Raw genomic sequence first — 17,867 nt, forward strand, 5'->3', positions numbered from 1 at the left:
GCAGGCGACATCATTCGTCGGACGCCATCGCGACGATGCCGTCGCGCACCGTGCGCAGAACCGCGTCGGATCGCTTCGGATCGGTCAGCACGCGCGAGATCGCAAGCGCGCCGACCATCGCGCTGACCGCGACGATCGCACGGGAATCGTCATCGTCGCCGAACGTCTCGGCGACCTTGGCGATGAAGGACTCGATGTGCGGCTCCATCACCGCGCGGCATTGTTCGTCGGCGCGGCCGACATCGGAGATCAGCGCGCCGATCGCGCAGCCTGATTCCGGCTGGTCGCGATGGGTACGGCTGAGATAGCTGCGGACCAACGTGTTGATGCTGACCGGCTTGTCGGGATCGCGCGCTGCGTGCGCCGAAGCTTCGCCTGCATTCAGCGCCTGCTGCAGCGCCGCGGCGATCAGCTCGGAACGCGAGGCAAAATGCCCATAGAAGCCGCCATGGGTCAGCTTCACCTGCTGCATCAGGCTGCCGATACTGAGCGCGTCGAGTCCCTTGTCGCGGATCTGGCTCGCCGCCTCGTTCAGAATCCGCTCACGGCTCCTGGCCTTGTCGGCCTGGGAATGGCCCATGTCGGTCAACCCCTGTTTGACTCTCATTCTGGATTATGACCATCATGCATCTGGATGACAAGCATCATCCAGAAAAATTGTCAGTCACAAGGCAGGGAGGAGCAGATGTCCGGCAGCGCGAGCGAGGGGCGGGTCCGTCACGAGCGGCACGACCGCATCCTGAAGATCATCATCGACAATCCCGCGAAGAAGAATGCCTTCAGCCCGGAGATGATGGCTGAGCTGTCCGACGCGCTGACACTGCTCGACACTGACGACGGTCTCTGGGTCGGCGTGCTCTGTGCCGCCGGCGGCAGTTTCACCGCAGGCCTCGACATGCCGAAATTCTTCGGTCCGACCGCGTCGCGCAAGCCGCTGCCGGAGGGCAACGTCGATCCGTTCGGATTGTCGAAGCGGTGCCGCAAGCCGATCATCACGGCGGTGCAGGGCATCGTGTTCACCGTCGGCATCGAGATGATGCTGGCCGGCGATATCGTTATTGCCGCGGACGACAGCCGCTTCTGCCAGATGGAGGCGAAGCGCGGCATCGCGCCGCTGGCCGGGGCGCATTTCCGCTACATCAGTCGCGCCGGTTGGGGCGATGCGATGTATCACCTCCTGCTGTGCGACGAGTTCACCGCCGCGGAAGCGCATCGGATCGGCCTCGTGCAGGAAGTCGTGCCGGCCGGTCAGCAAATCGAACGGGCGATGGCGCTAGCCGAGATCATCGCGCGCAACGCGCCGCTCGGAATCCAGGTGACGAAAGAGGCCGGCCGCAAGTTCATCGAAGCCGGCGAGCAGGCGGCGATTGCGATCATCCCGCAGATCCGCGAACGCGTGCTCAACACGGCTGACGCGGCCGAGGGCATCAAGTCATTCGTAGAGCGCCGGGCCGCGGTGTTCCAGGGACGCTAATCCCAGGGCGCAAGCCTAGCGAGACTCGCTGCGTTCACGATACGTGCACGGATGGCGCCTGTGACAATGTTGTCGCAGCCGCATCTATTTCGATCGCGACGACCGTACGACGACTCTTGTCGGGATTCATCGAATCAGGGAGATTCGAATCCATTCATTAAATTCGATTTCGTCCCGCTTTCACTCAAGCGTCCGGTATGGATTCCCATGACAAACGCACGAGTAATTGTAATCGGAAATAACAAGGGCGGCTCGGGCAAGTCGACAATTGCCATGCACGTCGCTGTCGCGCTGATCAAGGCAGGTCAGCGTGTCGCCACCATCGATCTCGACAACAAGCAGAAATCGCTGACGCATTACGTCGAGAACCGGCGGGATTGGGCGCGGGAGTCCGCGCTCGAGCTGGGCATCCCGACGCATATGTGCTTCGAGACCGTGAGCGGCCGGAGCAGCGAGGTCGAGACGCTCGGGCGCAGCGCGCTTGCCGAGATCGTCGAGCGGCTCAGCCGGTCGCATGATTTCGTCGTCATCGACTGCCCCGGCCACGACACCTATCTGACGACGTTCACGCATTCGCTGGCCAACACGCTGATTACGCCGCTGAACGACAGCTTCGTCGACTTCGACGTGCTCGGCACCGTCGATCCGAACGACTTCAAGGTGACCGGGATCAGCCATTATTCGAAGATGGTGGAGGAAGCGCGCCGCGAGCGCAGCGCGCACGATCAGCCGGCATTCGAGTGGGTGGTGCTGCGCAACCGCCTCTCGACGCTCGGATCGCGCAACAAGCGTCTGGTCGGCGAGGCCCTCAGCGAACTGTCGAAGACGCTGAATTTCCGCCTGGTCGACGGCCTGGCCGAGCGCGTGATCTTCCGCGAGTTCTATCCACGCGGACTGACCGCGGTCGACGATGTCAATCAGCTCGCGCTCGGCGGCCGGCCGACCATGTCGCACGTCACCGCATGGCTTGAGATGGAGCGGCTGATGACGGCGATCATGCTCAGTCATCTGGTGGCGCGCCCGGCGGAGTCGGTCGACGCCAACCGCGACGCGGCATAGGCAAAGTCGGATCGCTGATCGCTACCGGCAGTCGGCGTTGCCCGCATTGGCAATGGTCAGGAACGTGATCGTTGCGGGAGCGAAGATGATCGCTCCCGCGGGAGCCGGCTCGCCATTCAGGGCGGGCATCTGATCGGAAGGCCCAAGCGCAAGCGTGCTGCCGTTGAGCCGAACATTGCCGTCGACAAGCCTTTCGCTCGCCAATGTGTAGCGTTGCGAGGCCGCCGGCAGTGTCAGCCTGCGCCGCATCCGCCGATCATTGTTGATGACGAGCAGGGCTATTCCATCAGGCGTATCGCGCGCGCAATGTGCGTAGACGTGCAGACCAGGCTGCTCGGCGACGCGGGCATCGAGCACGGTGGTTCCCATGAGCCGTCGCCACAGCAGCGCGGCCCAGTAGTTCGGCCGCGGCAGATGATTTTCCTCGTCGAGCAGCCCGTAGTCGCTCGCGGCAAGCGTGTTGTGCATTACCACCTGAACGCCGGCCTTGGCGAGCCGCCCGAGCTGATCGAGATAGCGGAACGTATCGGTGAAGGTCGCGGCCCAGGGATTGCCGCCGCATGCAGTCTCCGCGGTCTCGGTCAGCCAGATCGGCTTGCCCGGCGCAAGCCGGTCGCGCAGCGCTCGGTACAAGGCGAATGTCCTGCCGGTTCGTGACAGCCATTGGTCCGACAATGCCCGCGTCGCGGTGCGATCGCCGGCGCATCGCGCCGAGAGCGCGCCATAATGATGGTAGGAGACCGCGTCGATGCCTTGTGCCGAGACGGTGAAGCGCGCTCGAGCATCCGCGCCGGTGCCGATCGTGCCCGGGCCGAGGATCGCCACGTCGGGTGCGGCCTCCTTCATGAATGCGCGGAACGTTGCAAAATCGCGGCCGTAGGCCGCGGCATCGTAGTGCTCGGGGGCGCTGCCGATGGCCGGCAGATCGGGCTCGTTCATGAACTCAGCTGCAGCGATCTGGCCGCCGGTCGATTTCGTGAAAGCGAGAAGTTGCCCGGCCTGTTCGGAGGTCCATCGGCCTCCAGCGTCACGCGTGCCGGTGCTGATCGCAAAGGACGTGACGATGGGAGCGCCGACGGCAAGCGAGAAGTCGATCACGTCCCGCCACTGCCGTCGCGTCAGCACGCCCTTGAAGCCAGCCGGCGGCGCAGCCGGTGGCGCGTCGGAATCCGCAAAGAACGTGCTGTTGGCCCAGGTCCCGCTGACGCGTAGGTATGCGGGCGCGAGAGCCGCTGCGAGCTTGCGTAGCCTGCCATCGTGCAGATCGATCGGCGTGCGCGCCGCGAACCGTTCCGGCTTTGCACCCGGCCTTGCGGCGGCATAGGGCTTCCAGAATTGCCCGCCGGTCACCTCAACCATCTCGATGTTGTAGGACTGGAAGCGCGGGTCGATGGTCGCGACGCGCGGCATCGTCGCGACGTCAAGCGTCGGTTCTGCCGCGCTCGCCCTCGCGTAGACGAAGACGGCGGCCATGGCCCAGGCGACGCATGCGATGCGGCGACGCGGATATGCGCTTACGACGCGCACGGCTCCTCGCGGCGTTCGAGTTGCGGTGGCTCACAATGCCGCCGCGACCCGCCTGAATCAACGCTATGGCGCGCCCTGCGGCTCGTTCGCGATGCGGTCCCACAGCGCACGGATCATGTCCTTCATGACCAGCGCGTCCTGCCAGCGGTCGGACAATTCGCGGCCGTCGGGCCCGGTGATGGCATAGGGCGGCGGACCGAGCTCGCACAGGAATGTCAGCGTCGCATCCGGCCCGGCGCGCCTCCGCCAGGAGCGGATGCCGTAGTCCCACCAGTCCATGAACAGCGACACCCAGTCCTGATGCTGCGGAAAGCGGGGCGAAATCTGCACCTGCTCGCGGCTCGCGATGCGGCCGTGGATGCCCCAGGCATGGTCGAGGATGCGATGGATCATCGCATGATTGACGTCATCGACCGGCCAGGCAAATTCACGTCCGACCAGATAGTGCGAGAGATCGGCAGTCAGCCGCAGATCGGGAAAGCAGTCGAGCAGATCGAGCGTGAACAACAGGTCGGTCGTCATGCGGTCGCGATGGGTCTCGACATGCACGGCGACGCCGGCCTCCGCGGCGAGCCGTCGCCAGCCTTCGAGCAGCGGGACGCAATCGGCGAGCCGGCGCGGCCGAACGTCTGGCTGCAGGTTGACATGATCGGCGCCGAGTTCGGCGACCAGCTCCAGCACCGGCTTCAGGTCGTCGACGTTCTTCGGATAGCATTGCGCCTGCCAGATCATGCCGTGCGCGCGCAGGAAGCTCGTCACCTCGCGTGCAAAGCTAGGATCGATGAAGCGCACGCCGGCGCCGTCAAACCCGGCATCGCGGATCATCGCGAGCTGGGTTTGCAGCGGCCATTCGTCCTCATCGGCCACCCGCCGCTCCATCGCCCAGAGCGACTGCAGGACGCGCAGCTGCTGCGTCACCGATCAGGCCCGCGCCGGGATCGCCGCGGGCAGCTCGGCCTGTTCGCTCATGTCGGCGGCGATGTTCTCCTGATAGGTCTCCGGACCGATCCAGATCGCAATCACCGTGCAGGCCGACAGGAACATCGCGTAGCAGGCGACCGGCCACCAGGTGCCGTAAGCCGCCACCAGTGCGGTGGCGACGAACGGCGCCGGGCCGCCCGACAGCAGCGAGCCGAGCTCGCGCGCGAAGGCAAAGCCGGCGAAGCGACGCTGCGGCGGGAACAGTTCGGCGAAATACGCCGCCTGCGGCCCGAACATTGCCGCCGTCACCACGGCGCGCGCCAGTATGAAGGCGAGCGCGATCATGATCCACTCCTTGGTGCCCACCATCCAGAAGAACGGGAAGGCGAGCGCGACGCCGGCAAGTGCGCCGAACATGTAGACCGGCCGCCGTCCGATCCGGTCAGACAAGGCGGCAAAGCCGAGGATCGCAAACAGCTCGACCGTGAAGGCCAGCATCAGCGCGCTGAGCGCATCGGCTTTCGGCACGCCGAGTGTAGTAATGACGTAGCTCAGCCCGAATACCGGGAAGAAATAGCCGAGTCCGTTTTCGGCCATGCGCGCGCCGAGCACGACGAAGAAGTTGCGCGGGTGCCGGCGCAGCGCCTCCATCGCGGGATTGCTCTCGACCTTGCCGCGCGCCACCACCGCATCGGTATAAACCGGCGTCTCGGTGATGCGCACGCGGACGAAGATGCCGACCACGATGAGCAGGAAGCTCGCCAGGAAGGGTAGGCGCCAACCCCAGCTCATCAGCTGCTCGCGCGGCAGCATCGTCACCAGCGCGAAGGCGCCGGCAGCGAGCAGATTGCCGACGGAAACACCGAGCGGCGCGAAGCCGCCCCAGAAGCCGCGATGCTTCGGCGGCGCGTTCTCGACGAGGTAGATCACCGCGCCGCCATACTCGGCGCCGGCGCCGAGGCCCTGGATGACGCGCATCGCGACCAGCAGGATCGGCGCCCAGATTCCGATCTGTGCATAGGTCGGCAGGAAGCCGATCGCGGTGGTGCCGATACCGATCATCAGCAGCGTTGCGACCAGCACTGGCTTGCGGCCGTAGCGATCGCCGAGGATACCGAACAAGAGGCCGCCGAACGGCCGCACCACGAAGCCGACGCCGAAGGTCAGGAACGACAGCAGCGTGCCGACGACAGGATCGCTCTTCGGAAAGAACAGCTCGCCGAACACCAGTGCGGCCGCCGTGCCGTAGAGGAAGAAGTCGTACCACTCGAGCGCGGAGCCGATGCTAGCGGCCATGATCACACGCAGGCGCGATGTGCGAGCACCATCTCTTGCCATCTCGGTCATTCGTTTCCCCGTTATGTCTGTTTTTATGGTCATTTTGATCGAGCACGATCTCCGCGTTTGCCGCGTGGGATCGTGCCCGTGAAAGCAGCAATGCCCGCGGCTGGCCGCGGGCATCGTCGTCAGTCTCAGGCGGCGCGCGTGAAATACGATTTCTTCGACGCCGACTGCGTCTCGTAGATCGATCCTTGTCGCTTGGCCGGCGGCAGCGGCATCCGCACCGGCACGTCGGTCAGCCGCGGGGTGACCACCGGCGGCCCCGCCAGCAGCCGGCTGTTGAACTCGTCGAAATCCTTCACGCCCATCAGCGGCCAGGCGTCGCTGGCCGCCACTTCATAGAGCAGCAGATTGCGCGGCCGGTTCGACGTGTTGGTCGCCGAGCCGTGCAGCGCGCGGACGTGGTGGAACGACATGCTGCCGGCCTTGCCCATGCAGGGCACCGCGCGCTTGATGTCGTCCTGGATCAGGTCCGGATCGATCAGCCCGGCGAAACAGCCGTCCTCGCCGTGATGATCCCACATCGTATCGCCGGTGTGCGATCCCGGCGTCACCAGCATCGGGCCGTTCTCGATGTCGCAATCGTCGAGCAGCACGCCGATCGCGAGGATGTCGTCATTGGTGTGCGGATAGAACGCCCAGTCCTGATGCCACTCGACCGGCGAGCCGTATTGCGCCGACTTCATGTTGAGCTTGGAGCCATGCAGCCGGAGTCCGGGACCGATCAACTTCATCAGGATCGAGATCACAGCCGGGCTGCGGACGATTTCGTCGAAGATCGGGTGCACCTTGTGCGGCGCCTTGATGCGGCGGACGCGCGGATTGTCCGGCGTGTGGCCGGGCTCGAGGTCGTAGACGTCGGTGTGCTCGGTCACGGCAGAGGCCCCGGCGACCAGTTCCGCGAGCACGGTACGCACCCTGGCGAGGGTCTCTTGGTTGAGCACCTCGGGGACCACGATCACACCGTCGCGTTTGTAGGCTTCGGCCTGTTCGTCCGAAATCATGCCGTTTCTCCTTTTTGCTTCATGTTAGCGCTAACATTGAGCAATGCTAGCGCTAACATCATGGCTTGGCAATCCGGAATCGTGCAGGCTCCGGCCTATGAGCTCCGAACTAACCGCCCCTGGGACCGGCCCGGCCGGTGCCGCGCCCACCCTTTCAGAGGTGGCCAAGCGCGCCGGCGTCTCCTCGATCACGGTGAGCCGGGTGGTGCGAATGCCGGACCTGGTCGCCCCTGAGACGAGGGCGCGGGTCGAGCGGGCGATGCGCGACCTCGGCTATGTCCCGAACCTGGTCGCAGGCGCGCTGGCGAGCGCGCGGACCAACTCGGTCGGCGTGCTGGTGCCGACCATCGCCAACGCGATCTTTGCCGACACGGTGCAAGGTCTGTCCGACAAGCTCGAACCGCTCGGCTTCTCGGTGATCCTGGCGCAGTCGCGCTACGATGCGACGCGCGAGGACCGCATGCTGGCGGCGCTGCTGTCGCGCAGGCCGGAGGCGATCATCATGGTCGGCTCGCCCGCGACGGAGGAGGGCAGTCGCCTGCTGCGCAATGCGCGGATTCCGATCGTCGAGACCTGGGATCTGCCGGCCAATCCGATCGATGCGGTCGCGGGCTTCGACAATTACAAGGCCGGTGTCGCGGTCGCCAAGCATCTGGTTGCGCAAGGGCGCAAGCAGCTCGCCTTCATCGGCGGCGACGATCCGCGCGGCACGCGGCGCTGGTTCGGCTTCAGGGACGAGGCGCTGGCCAGCGGCCTCTCCGAGCCGCGCCGGCTGATCCTCGACCGCAAGGACTCCGGCAGCGTGGCGGCGCATGCACGCCTGCCCGGCGTCGATGCGGTGTTCGCCGCCAACGATGCGCATGCGATCGGCTTCATGTCGGGTCTGCGCAAGGCCGGCCTGCTGCGTGACGGGCCTGCGTCAGTGCAGCCGGTCGCCGTGATCGGGCTCGGCGACCTCGAGATGGGCCAGCTGATCTCGCCGACATTGAGCACGATCAGCGTGCATGGCGATGCGATCGGCCGCACCGCGGCGACACTGACACTGGAGCGCGGTGGCGAGCGCCGCATCGATCTCGGCTTCGAGCTGGTGCTGCGCGACAGCGGCTAAAGCGCGATGAGTTTGGATCGAATCGGTTCGGCCACGGATTCGGCTCACCTCTCCCCGATGGGAGAGGTCGATTTGCGAAGCAAATCGGGTGAGGGGCTGCAGCTCCACAGAGAGACCGTAACCCCTCACCCGGCGCTTCGCGCCGACCTCTCCCAAGGGAGAGGTAAATCTGCGCGCGTGCTCTCACCGTGCCGCGACGCCGGAGTCCACCGCCTCGAGCAGACCGATGAGGCCGCGTAGAATGGCTATCGGCGAAGGTGGACAACCCGGAATGTGGAGATCGACGGGAACGACCGCGGAGACCCCGCCGACCACCGCATAGCTGCCGGCAAAGCATCCGCCATCCCTTGCGCAATCGCCCGCAGCGACGACCCATTTGGGATCTGGCGTCGCCCGGTATGTGCGCTCCAGCGCCTCGCGCATGTTGTTCGTGACCGGACCTGTGACGAGCAGGACATCGGCGTGGCGGGGCGAGGCCACGAACCGGATTCCGAACCGTTCGACGTCGTAATAGGCATTGCCGAGCGCGTGAATCTCCAGCTCGCATCCGTTGCACGAGCCCGCATCAACCTCGCGGATCGAGAGGCTGCGGCCGAGACGGCGTCGTGCGGTGCGGCCGACCGCGGCCGCGAGCTCCGCAAGCGCCGCATCGTCCGGCCGCGGCGCCTGTTCGGTCAATGGCTGGCGAAACAGGCTCTCGAACAAAAGTTTGCGCATCGCCCCCGGTCCTCAGAGGTCCTGCCCCGAATAGGAGCAGTTGAACGATTTGTTGCAGAGTGGGAAGTCCGCCACGATGTTGCCTTCGATGGCCGCCTCGAGCAGGGGCCATTGAAACCATGACGGATCGCGCAGATGACATCGGTCGATCCGATCGCCGTTCAGGCGGAGCCAGACCAGGATGTCGCCCCGGAAACCTTCGACCAGCGCGATGCCTTCGGCCGCTTCGCTCGCAGCCCGCAGCGACACCCTGACCGGGCCGGCCTCGAGGCCAACGAGGATCTGGTACGCCAGCGCAAGGCTCTGCTGGACCTCGCGGATCCGGATCCAGACCCGGGCGTTGACGTCGCCGTCGCCGAGAACAGGGACTTCGAAACGCAAGCCATCATAGGGGAGATAGCCGGGCTTGCGTCGGGCATCATGGTCGCGGCCGCTCGCACGCCCGACATAGCCGCCGGCGGCGAATTGCCGGGCGAGCGCCGCGGTCACGATGCCGGTGCCGACGGTGCGATCCTGCAACGAGGCGGTGTTGTCGTAGAGTTCGATCAGCGCAGGGAAATGCCGGCGGATCTGGTCGAGCGCGGCCCGGATTGCGTTGGGTCCATCGCCGGCGATGTCGCGCGCCACGCCGCCGGGAACGACAAGGTCGCGCATCAGGCGGTGGCCGAATGCAGCGTCGGCCGCGCGCAATACAGCTTCGCGCAGCACGGCGCAATGCGCCTGCATCAGTGCAAATGACGCGTCGTTGCAGATCGCACCGATGTCGCCGAGGTGATTGGCCAGTCGCTCGAACTCGGCCATCAGTGCGCGCAGCAAGACCGCGCGGGGCGGCACCGCGATCTGCTGCGCGGCCTCGACCGCTTGCGCGAATGCCAGCGCATAGGCGACCGTGCTGTCGCCGGAGACCCGGCCGGCGAGGCGCGCGGCCTGCTCGACGGCGCTCCCCGTCATCAGTCCTTCGACGCCCTTGTGGGTGTAGCCGAGCCGCTGCTCGAGGCGGACCACCGTCTCGCCGCTCGCCGTAAAGCGGAAATGTCCGGGCTCGATGATGCCGGCATGCACCGGGCCGACCGGAATCTGATGCAGACCGTCGCCTTCGGCCGGAAGGAATTGATAAGGCGCCGGATCCGGTGCTGCATCGAGGCGCTCGCCCAGCGGGAAACGCATCGGCCATCGGCCATGATCGAGCCAGGGACGGGGATCCGGCGTGCCCGCGGCCTGAAGCCCGAAAAGGTCGTGGATGGTGCGCTCCAGGCGAAGCGCCGGAGGATGGCAGGCCGCGACCGAGGGGAAGCGGCGGTCGGGACAATCGAGGCTGACCACGCCGATGTCGGAGGTGCGCTCGTCGACGATGGCCATATGCACGCAGGATGGTTCGCCCCAAAGCCCGAGCAGGCTCAAGCCGCCATCGGCGAGGGCGCCGGCGGCGGCACGCCAGGCATCGCTGTCCACCACCGCACGCGGCCATGGATGGTGCCGTTCGACCTTGCGGCCTGCCCGGATCAAATCGATCAACGTCGGCATATCCCGTTCTCCCTCGCTAACCCAGGAGGTTGGCGACGTGCTGGAACCAGACGACGAGCGGCCCCGGAAGGTAGATGCCCGCAGTCAGCACCAGCGCGAAATGCGCGAACATCGGCAGATAGGATGCATCGGCCGGCGCGGCACTGCCGCGCGGCTCGCCGAACGCAAGGCTGGTCAGGCGCAGGATCAGCGCGCCGAAGGCGAGCAGCAGGCCGAACACCAGCGGGATGGCGAGCAGCGGCTGGCGTGCGAACGTGGAGCTGACGATCAGAAATTCGCTCATGAAGATGCCGAGCGGCGGCAGGCCGGCGATCGCGATCACGCCGATCACGAGACTCCAGCCGAGGGCCGGATGGGATTCAGTCAGGCCGCGAATGTTGGCGATCCGCTGCGTGCCCTTCACCTGTGCGATGTGGCCGACGGCGTAGAAGATCCCCGACTTGGTGAGGCTGTGCATCACCATGTGCAACAGGCCGGCGAAGTTGGCGAGCGGCCCGCCCATCCCGAACGCAAACACGATGATGCCCATGTGCTCGATCGAGGAATAGGCGAACAGCCGTTTGATGTCGCGGCGGCGGTAAAGCATGAAGGCCGCGAACAGCAGCGAGGTCAGTCCCATCGTCACCATCAGCGGGCCCGGCGATATCGCATCCGGATTGACGGTGAGCAGGATCTTGAAGCGGAGCACCGCATAGAGCGCGACATTGAGCAAGAGGCCGGACAGCACGGCGGAAATCGGCGTCGGTCCTTCGGCATGCGCGTCGGGAAGCCAGGCGTGCAGCGGCGCCAGGCCAACCTTGGTGCCGTATCCGAGCAGCAGGAAGATGAAGGCGACGTTGAGCAATGCCGGATCGAAGGTTGCGGCGCGGCTGATCAACACCGTCCAGACCATGGCGTCCTGGCCCTCGCCGATGACCGGCAGCGCGGCCATGTACACCAGGATGGTGCCGAACAGCGCGAGCGCGATGCCGACGCTGCCGAGGATGAAATACTTCCAGGCCGCTTCCAGCGCCGCATGGGTCCGGTAGATGCCGACCATCAGGACGGTGGTGAGCGTGGCGATTTCGACTGCGACCCACATCAGGCCGATATTGTTCGACACGAACGCGAGGTTCATGCCGAACATCATGATCTGATACATGGCATGGTAGAATCGCAGATAGCCCGGCGTCAGCCGCCCGGTCTCGAGCTCATGGGCGATATAGCTCGCGCTGAACACGCTTGTGGTGAATCCCACGAAGGTGTTGAGCACGATGAAGACGATGTTGAGATCGTCGATCAGCAGGTACTGGCCGGGCTGCGGGCGCTCGATGACGAGCAGCGAAAGTGCCGCCAGCAAGGTGCCGAGGCTGGCCAGGATATTGAGCGCCGCGGTCAGCCGGTAACCGGGCAGCGCCGCAAGCACGGCCGCGGCACAGATCGGTATCAGGAGAATCCAGGCGACGGCATCCGACGCGGCGGTCATCGACGCTCCCCCCTGAATTCATCGAGCGCGCCGACGTCGACGGTGTCGAACCGTTCCCGGATCCGGAACAGGAACACGCCGATGACGATGAATGCGATCAGGATCGAGAACGCGACGCTGATCTCCACGACGAGCGGCATGCCCTTGGCGCCGGTCGCGGCCAGCACCAATCCGTTTTCCAGCGACATGAAGCCGACGACCTGGCTGACGGCGTTGCGACGCGTCACCATGACGAGCAGTCCCAGCAATACCACCGACAGCGCGAAGGCGAGGTCTTCGCGCGCCAGCGGATCGGCGGCGCCGGTCACGCGGAGCATCACCATCATGGAAAGCGCGACGAGCCCCATGCCTGCCAGCATGGTCAGGCCGATACCTACCGAGGTCTCGATATCGCGATGAATACCGAGCTGCTTGACGATCCGGTGCAGCGCCACCGGGATGATGGTCGCCTTGAAGACCAGCGCGATCACGGCCGTTACGTAGAGATGCGGTGCGTTCTGGACGAATGCCTGCCAGGCCACGGAAAGCGCGAGCACCACTGCATGCAACGCGAAGATGTTGAGCAGCGCATACAGGCGGTCCTGGTAGAGCATCATGAAGCTGATCAGGACGAGCCCGCCGGCGAGCAGATGGGCGATGTCGAAGGCGAGGTTGTGCATCAGAAGCCCCGTGACACGAAACGAAGCAGCGTACCGAGCAGGCCGAGCATGAGCGCGGCGCCGAGGAACTCGGGGACACGGAAAACCCGCACCTTCGCCGTCGCGGTCTCGAACACGGCAAGCAGGAAGCTTGCGACCGCAAGCTTGAGGATATAGGCGGCAACGCTCACCAGATAGGACAGCGGACCCGCGCCTTCGGTGGTGATCCGCCAGGGGAAGAACACGCAGATGATCAGCGAGATGTAGAGCAGCAGCTTGAGGAAGGCGCCGAACTCGATCATGGCGAGGTGACGTCCGGAATATTCGAGGATCATCGCCTCGTGCACCATGGTCAGCTCCAGATGCGTCGCCGGGTTGTCGACCGGAATGCGGGCATTCTCGGCGAGCGCCACCATGATGAGGGCGATCATCGCCATGCCGAGCGAGACGCGCAGTCCGACTTCCGACGACGCCATGAAGGTCGCGACCGTCGACAGCTGGGTCGAGCCGGCAATCAGCGCGACGCAGAACACCATCAGCAGCATGGCCGGCTCGGCCAGCGCGGCGATCATCACCTCGCGGCTGGAGCCGATGCCGCCGAAGCTGGTGCCGACATCCATGCCGGCAAGCGCGAGGAAGAAGCGCGCGCTGCCGAGCAGGGCGACGATCGCGATCAGGTCGGCGCTCCAGCTGAACTCCAGGCCTGTTGCGAATGTCGGGACCAGCGCCGCGGCGACCCAGATGGCCGCGAACGTCACATAAGGCGTGACGCGGAACAGCCAGGATGCGTTTTCGGCGAGCACCACCTCCTTGCGCAGCAGCCGCAGCAGATCGCGATAGGGTTGGAAGACCGACGGTCCCCTCCGGCGCAACAGGCGGGCCTTGACCTTGCGCACGACGCCGGTCAGGAGCGGCGCGAGCAGCAGCACGAGCGCCATCTGGCCCAGCTGAACAAAGATGTCCGAGATCACGACCATATCGCGAGCACCAGCAGCAATGTGATCAGGGTTGCAAACACCAGACTGAGGTAGCGGCGGATGGTCAGGAACTGGAGCTGGTTCAGCCGATCGGCGAAGAACCAGACGACTTCGGTGACGGGCGTGTACAGCCGCTCCCAGACCAGATCGTGCATCTCGACCTTGAAGCGGGCCGGCCGCAATTCGCCCGGCGCGGGCATGTCGACATGCTCGCGGGCCTGGAAAACCAGGGTGCCGAACACGCGGCGGATCGGCTGGACGAAGCTCGTTCCGGAATACTGCGCCGCCGGCGTCGGATCGGTGAAGCCACAGCCCCAGGCAGGTCCGCGCCGGATCGCGCGCGAGGCAAAGCGATGGATGAAATACACCGCAAGCGACGCCGCCGCCGTGATGAATACAAACACCAGCAATCCGTTGTAGGAACTGCGGCTCTCCGCGATCGGCGCGATCGAAAGCCAGGGATCGTCCGCCTGGAGCGGCATCCGGTGGCCGGTCATGGCCTGCGCGACCGGCGAGAGCGCGTCGATCACCAGGCCCGGCAGAATGCCGGCGAGGAAGCAGAGCGCGGCGAGGCAGAACATCGCGGCAAGCGAATAGCGATCGACCTCGCCGGCGGCTTCCGCGGCCGGGCTGCGCGCGCGGCCGAGAAATGTGATTCCGAAGGCCTTGACGAAGCATGCGGCGGCGAGCGCCGCCGCCAGCGCCAGCAAGGCGCCGACCGCGGGCACCATGATCTTCAGCACCCATTGCGGCAGATCGGGGCTCTGGAGGACGGCCTGAAACATCAGCCATTCGGAAACGAACCCGTTGAACGGCGGAAGCGCCGAGATAGCGACGCAGCCGACGAGAAAGGCGAAGCTCGTGAGCGGCATGCGGTGGATCAGGCCGCCGAGCTTCTCCATGTCGCGTTCGCCGGTCGACGTCAGCACGGCGCCGGCCCCGAAGAACAGCAGGCTCTTGAAGAACGAATGGTTGAGCACGTGGAACAGCGCGGCCGTGAAGGCGAGGGCCGCGGCCAGGCCGAGGCCGCTCGCCTGAAATGCCAGCGCAAGGCCGAGGCTTGCGAAGATGACGCCGATGTTCTCGATCGTGCTGTAGGCGAGCAGGCGCTTGAGATCCTTCTCCATCAATGCGTAGAGGATGCCCATCACGGCGGTCGCGCCGCCGAGGATGAGCACGACGGCACCGGCTGACCAGCTAGGCGGCCCGAGCAGATCGAACACGACGCGGATGAATCCGTAGATGGCGACCTTCGTCATCACCCCGCTCATCAGCGCCGAGACATGGCTCGGTGCTGCGGGATGGGCCAGCGGCAGCCACACATGCAATGGAACCAGGCCGGCCTTCGATCCGGCGCCGAGCAGCATCAGCGCGAGCACCAGTGCGGCTTCGGACGGGGTGTGCTGGGCGGTGCGGATAGCCACAAAACTATAGCTCCCGCCCGCTCCCGCCAGCAGGCCGAAAGCGAGCAACAGAGCCAGCGTCCCGAAGCTTGCCATCACGAGATAGACATAGCCTGCGCGCGTGTTGTCTGCCTCACGGTGATGCGCCATGACGAGCGCCCAGGATGCGAGCGACATGAATTCCCAGCATAGCAGATAGGTGAACGCATCGTCGGCCAGCACAACGAGGTTCATTCCGGCCAGGAACGCCGGAAAGAAGGGCAGGATGCGCTTTGGCGCTGACTCGTGATTGCCATAGCCGAGGCCATAAAGACTTGCGGCCGCACCGCCGAGATTGACCACTGCGAGAAAGAATGCGGCGAGCGCGTCGAGGCGGAAATGCGATCCCAGCCACGGCAAGCCGACAGGTAATGTCAGTGCGGTCGTGCCGGGGTGGGCGATGAGCGCGAACAGGGCGCCAGCCAATGCGACCAACGAGATCGCAAAGGTCGTGCCGTAGACAATGGCCGTCGATCGACGCGATCCGCCTGCTGCGATCGCGAGAGCGGTCGTTCCCAGCAGTGCAGCAACACACCAGACCTGCTGAGTGACCGCCGGGATCATGTCTGCACCTTGGGCGAGCCGGATCCGGCCTTCAATCGCACGCCGCGGCCGCCGCCGTTGCTGGCGGCACCCTCGTTGATGACTTCGACCCCGGCCGTGCCGAGCGCGTCGATCAGTTTCACAAGCGAATCGACATTGCCTCGGATGGTGCCCTCGCTCGCCTCCATGCGCTGGATGGTTGGCACCGAAAGTCCGGACAGCTCGGCGAGCTGCCGTTGGTCGATGCCGAGCAAGGCTCTGGCAGCTCGTAGCTGGGCCGCGGTGATCATCGATTGAGGCCGAGAGTCGAGTTTATTTGAATATCAGTTATGCACAATAAGTAGTAATGCTACAAGAGTAATAAATGATGTTTCATACATCAATTCTGGGCAGCCGGAGCTTGGGCCGCAGCGGCGCGCCGACGGAAGATGCACGGCTGCGCGCTCAATCGGAGATTTTTCGGTAGATCGCCGCGGCGCGGCGCAGCAGCCGGCCCTTGCGCTTCCGCGCGTGCATGCGCTGGTGCTTGGCCTTGCGCTGCCGGGCGCGTTGCGCCAGCGCATCGGCGCTCTCGAACAACTCGCGACGCACCTCGTCATCGTTCAATTCGCCCAGCAGCTGCTGTCCCTTGCGCAGATGCTTCAGGACGGTCCGCCATGACGCGTATTCGTCGGGAGGCAATCCGCCTTCCGAGAACTCGATGGCGTAGCGCAGCCGCTTGCTGGCAAGCCGGACACGGTGCCGCTTGTTCTTGCCCATGCCCTGCAGCCCGCGGCTCTTCTGGCACAGCTTGCCATGCCACCGTGCCAGCCGGCGGGCATGAAACACCGACACCGGCACGGCCCGCCGTTGCGCGGCACGGCGGTCCTGCCGCGTGGTCCAGGGGCCGCTGCCGACCCAGTCCCACATGCCGTCGAACCATTGCCAGTAACGGTCGCTCTGCAAGGCTTCCTTGAGGGCTTCGAACGCATCGGCGCGTGCCGTCCTGAGCATCAGCTCTTCCGGCAAGCCCTTGCTGTTCTCGATCGCGACGTCGAGATCGCGCGTCGCACCCAGATGCGCGCTCAGCCACTTCAGCTCGGACTTCAGCCGCTTCCATTCGGTGTCCGCCACCATCGGGCCGTAGAAGGCGACCGCGGCCTTCAGCCGCGTCAGTGCAATACGGGTCTGGTGGAGCGCAGCCGGGTCGCCATTGCTCACGGCCTCGTGGTTGGTCGCGACTTCCTCGAGACATTCGGACAGGATCAGGCGAAACGCGGTTTCGCAACGCATGGCTTCGCTGAGGTGGCGCGGCCGCTTTGGGCGGACAACGCGCCCCCTGTCCGGACTTGCCGCTGACGTCATGACACTCCCGTGGCGCCGCCGCCGTCGCAACGCGACACATGGCTCCGGGCGGAAGATTTCCCGTTTGATCGTTGTCGATCAAGGGTTTTCTGCTGGGACGCAATGCAGCGATCCAGCGGCGCAATTAAAATGTCGCAATCAATCCTGTCGCGGGGGCTCATTCCAGTCAATGTGCGGAGCTCGCACTGTCGGAGGCGCCGGAGTTTTGGCGCTGCCGCAGAACGCGACGCGACAGTGGATTTCGGCGATCATAAATATTTCGTGCGCGAAATATCTTGATATTTCGCATGCGAAATATATAACAACGCCATGAAAGCGGAACACCGGCTGATCTTTCTCCTGACCGTGGCCTATCGGCGGCTGCAGCGCGCCATCGATCAGGAGACGGCCGCGCACGACCTGACGTCGGCGCAGGCGGGCGTGCTGTTCTTCCTCGGGCGCAACGACGGCGCGCTGATCGGCGACGTCTCGCAGGCGCTCGACATCGTGCCGTCGGCGATGACAGGACTCGCCGACCGGATGGAGCGTGCCGGCCTCGTCAAGCGCCGCCGCGACGGTGAGGACGGGCGCAGTCAGCGGCTGCATCTGACCGCGGCGGGGCAGGAACTCGGCAAGCGCGCCGCAACCAGGACCCGGGTGATCAACAATCGCCTGATGGACGGATTTTCGGAAGCCGAGATCGACGTGGTGTCGCGCTGGCTGACCAGCCTGCAAGACAAGTTTCCGAAGGACAAAGACGGCTAGCGCGCCTTCAGGCGAAACGGGTACCAGTTCGCGTCAAGC

General features: G+C 65.3%; 17 protein-coding genes. 4 read left to right on the forward strand and 13 right to left on the reverse strand.

Features of this window, described 5'->3' with window-relative positions; all coding sequences use genetic code 11:
- Positions 1 to 10: 10 nt before the first annotated feature.
- On the reverse strand, positions 11 to 607 hold the full coding sequence (locus AKN83_RS28820) for a TetR/AcrR family transcriptional regulator (protein WP_244522148.1): 597 nt from the start codon (positions 605 to 607) through the stop codon (positions 11 to 13).
- Positions 608 to 685: 78 nt separating this feature from the next.
- On the opposite strand from AKN83_RS28820, the gene AKN83_RS28825 reads away from it, so the two are divergent.
- Together AKN83_RS28825 and AKN83_RS28830 are read left to right on the forward strand one after the other, a co-directional pair.
- Positions 686 to 1,474: a crotonase/enoyl-CoA hydratase family protein gene (locus AKN83_RS28825; protein ID WP_050404205.1), complete on the forward strand. Its 789-nt coding sequence runs from the start codon at positions 686 to 688 to the stop codon at positions 1,472 to 1,474.
- 207 nt (positions 1,475 to 1,681) lie between these two features.
- Positions 1,682 to 2,533 (forward strand): division plane positioning ATPase MipZ, encoded by an 852-nt coding sequence (locus tag AKN83_RS28830; protein ID WP_172803636.1) that lies wholly within the window; start codon positions 1,682 to 1,684, stop codon positions 2,531 to 2,533.
- A 21-nt stretch (positions 2,534 to 2,554) separates the two neighbouring features.
- Here AKN83_RS28830 and AKN83_RS28835 read toward each other — a convergent pair whose 3' ends face one another.
- The 4 genes from AKN83_RS28835 to AKN83_RS28850 all read right to left on the reverse strand — a co-directional run bounded on the left by AKN83_RS28835 (position 2,555) and on the right by AKN83_RS28850 (position 7,326).
- The gene (locus AKN83_RS28835; RefSeq protein WP_050404262.1) at positions 2,555 to 4,006 is read right to left on the reverse strand and encodes a glycosyl hydrolase family 79 N-terminal domain-containing protein; all 1,452 of its coding nucleotides are present in this window, start codon (positions 4,004 to 4,006) and stop codon (positions 2,555 to 2,557) included.
- A 117-nt stretch (positions 4,007 to 4,123) separates the two neighbouring features.
- Positions 4,124 to 4,978, reverse strand: coding sequence for a sugar phosphate isomerase/epimerase family protein (locus tag AKN83_RS28840; protein WP_050404207.1), 855 nt, complete (start codon positions 4,976 to 4,978; stop codon positions 4,124 to 4,126).
- 3 nt (positions 4,979 to 4,981) lie between these two features.
- Positions 4,982 to 6,277: an MFS transporter gene (locus tag AKN83_RS28845; protein WP_244522149.1), complete on the reverse strand. Its 1,296-nt coding sequence runs from the start codon at positions 6,275 to 6,277 to the stop codon at positions 4,982 to 4,984.
- Between the two features lie 176 nt (positions 6,278 to 6,453).
- A complete protein-coding gene (locus AKN83_RS28850; RefSeq protein WP_050404209.1) occupies positions 6,454 to 7,326 on the reverse strand; it encodes a phytanoyl-CoA dioxygenase family protein in 873 nt (290 codons plus the stop codon).
- A gap of 97 nt (positions 7,327 to 7,423) precedes the next feature.
- Here AKN83_RS28850 and AKN83_RS28855 point away from each other — a divergent pair, with 97 nt between their 5' ends.
- Positions 7,424 to 8,434 (forward strand): LacI family DNA-binding transcriptional regulator, encoded by a 1,011-nt coding sequence (locus tag AKN83_RS28855; protein WP_050404210.1) that lies wholly within the window; start codon positions 7,424 to 7,426, stop codon positions 8,432 to 8,434.
- Positions 8,435 to 8,617: 183 nt separating this feature from the next.
- Here the strand turns inward: AKN83_RS28855 and AKN83_RS28860 are convergent, their stop codons facing one another.
- From AKN83_RS28860 to AKN83_RS28895, 8 genes are all read right to left on the reverse strand, one after another.
- Positions 8,618 to 9,151, reverse strand: a complete 534-nt coding sequence (locus tag AKN83_RS28860; protein WP_050404211.1) for an NADH-quinone oxidoreductase subunit B family protein — start codon at positions 9,149 to 9,151, stop codon at positions 8,618 to 8,620.
- Between the two features lie 12 nt (positions 9,152 to 9,163).
- The gene (locus AKN83_RS28865; RefSeq protein WP_050404212.1) at positions 9,164 to 10,675 is read right to left on the reverse strand and encodes a hydrogenase large subunit; all 1,512 of its coding nucleotides are present in this window, start codon (positions 10,673 to 10,675) and stop codon (positions 9,164 to 9,166) included.
- Positions 10,676 to 10,691: 16 nt separating this feature from the next.
- Positions 10,692 to 12,140, reverse strand: a complete 1,449-nt coding sequence (locus AKN83_RS28870) for a hydrogenase 4 subunit F (protein ID WP_050404213.1) — start codon at positions 12,138 to 12,140, stop codon at positions 10,692 to 10,694.
- Positions 12,137 to 12,799, reverse strand: a complete 663-nt coding sequence (locus AKN83_RS28875) for a hydrogenase-4 component E (RefSeq protein WP_050404214.1) — start codon at positions 12,797 to 12,799, stop codon at positions 12,137 to 12,139. The genes AKN83_RS28870 and AKN83_RS28875 overlap by 4 nt, the downstream gene beginning before the upstream one ends.
- A complete protein-coding gene (locus AKN83_RS28880) occupies positions 12,799 to 13,755 on the reverse strand; it encodes a respiratory chain complex I subunit 1 family protein (protein WP_050404215.1) in 957 nt (318 codons plus the stop codon). Before AKN83_RS28880 ends, AKN83_RS28875 begins: the two co-directional genes overlap by 1 nt.
- Positions 13,746 to 15,761 carry a hydrogenase 4 subunit B gene (gene hyfB / locus AKN83_RS28885; RefSeq protein WP_050404216.1) on the reverse strand — a complete coding sequence of 672 codons (2,016 nt, stop codon included), beginning with the start codon at positions 15,759 to 15,761 and terminating at the stop codon, positions 13,746 to 13,748. Before hyfB ends, AKN83_RS28880 begins: the two co-directional genes overlap by 10 nt.
- Positions 15,758 to 16,030, reverse strand: a complete 273-nt coding sequence (locus AKN83_RS28890) for a helix-turn-helix domain-containing protein (protein WP_050404217.1) — start codon at positions 16,028 to 16,030, stop codon at positions 15,758 to 15,760. The genes hyfB and AKN83_RS28890 overlap by 4 nt, the downstream gene beginning before the upstream one ends.
- Positions 16,031 to 16,184: 154 nt before the next feature.
- On the reverse strand, positions 16,185 to 17,012 hold the full coding sequence (locus AKN83_RS28895) for a CHAD domain-containing protein (RefSeq protein ID WP_050404218.1): 828 nt from the start codon (positions 17,010 to 17,012) through the stop codon (positions 16,185 to 16,187).
- Positions 17,013 to 17,393: 381 nt separating this feature from the next.
- Between AKN83_RS28895 and AKN83_RS28900 the strand changes: the two genes are divergently transcribed.
- Positions 17,394 to 17,828, forward strand: a complete 435-nt coding sequence (locus tag AKN83_RS28900; protein WP_050404219.1) for a MarR family winged helix-turn-helix transcriptional regulator — start codon at positions 17,394 to 17,396, stop codon at positions 17,826 to 17,828.
- The last annotated feature ends 39 nt before the right edge of the window (positions 17,829 to 17,867 follow it).

This window comes from Bradyrhizobium embrapense (genome assembly GCF_001189235.2).
In the GTDB taxonomy this organism is placed as follows: domain Bacteria; phylum Pseudomonadota; class Alphaproteobacteria; order Rhizobiales; family Xanthobacteraceae; genus Bradyrhizobium; species Bradyrhizobium embrapense.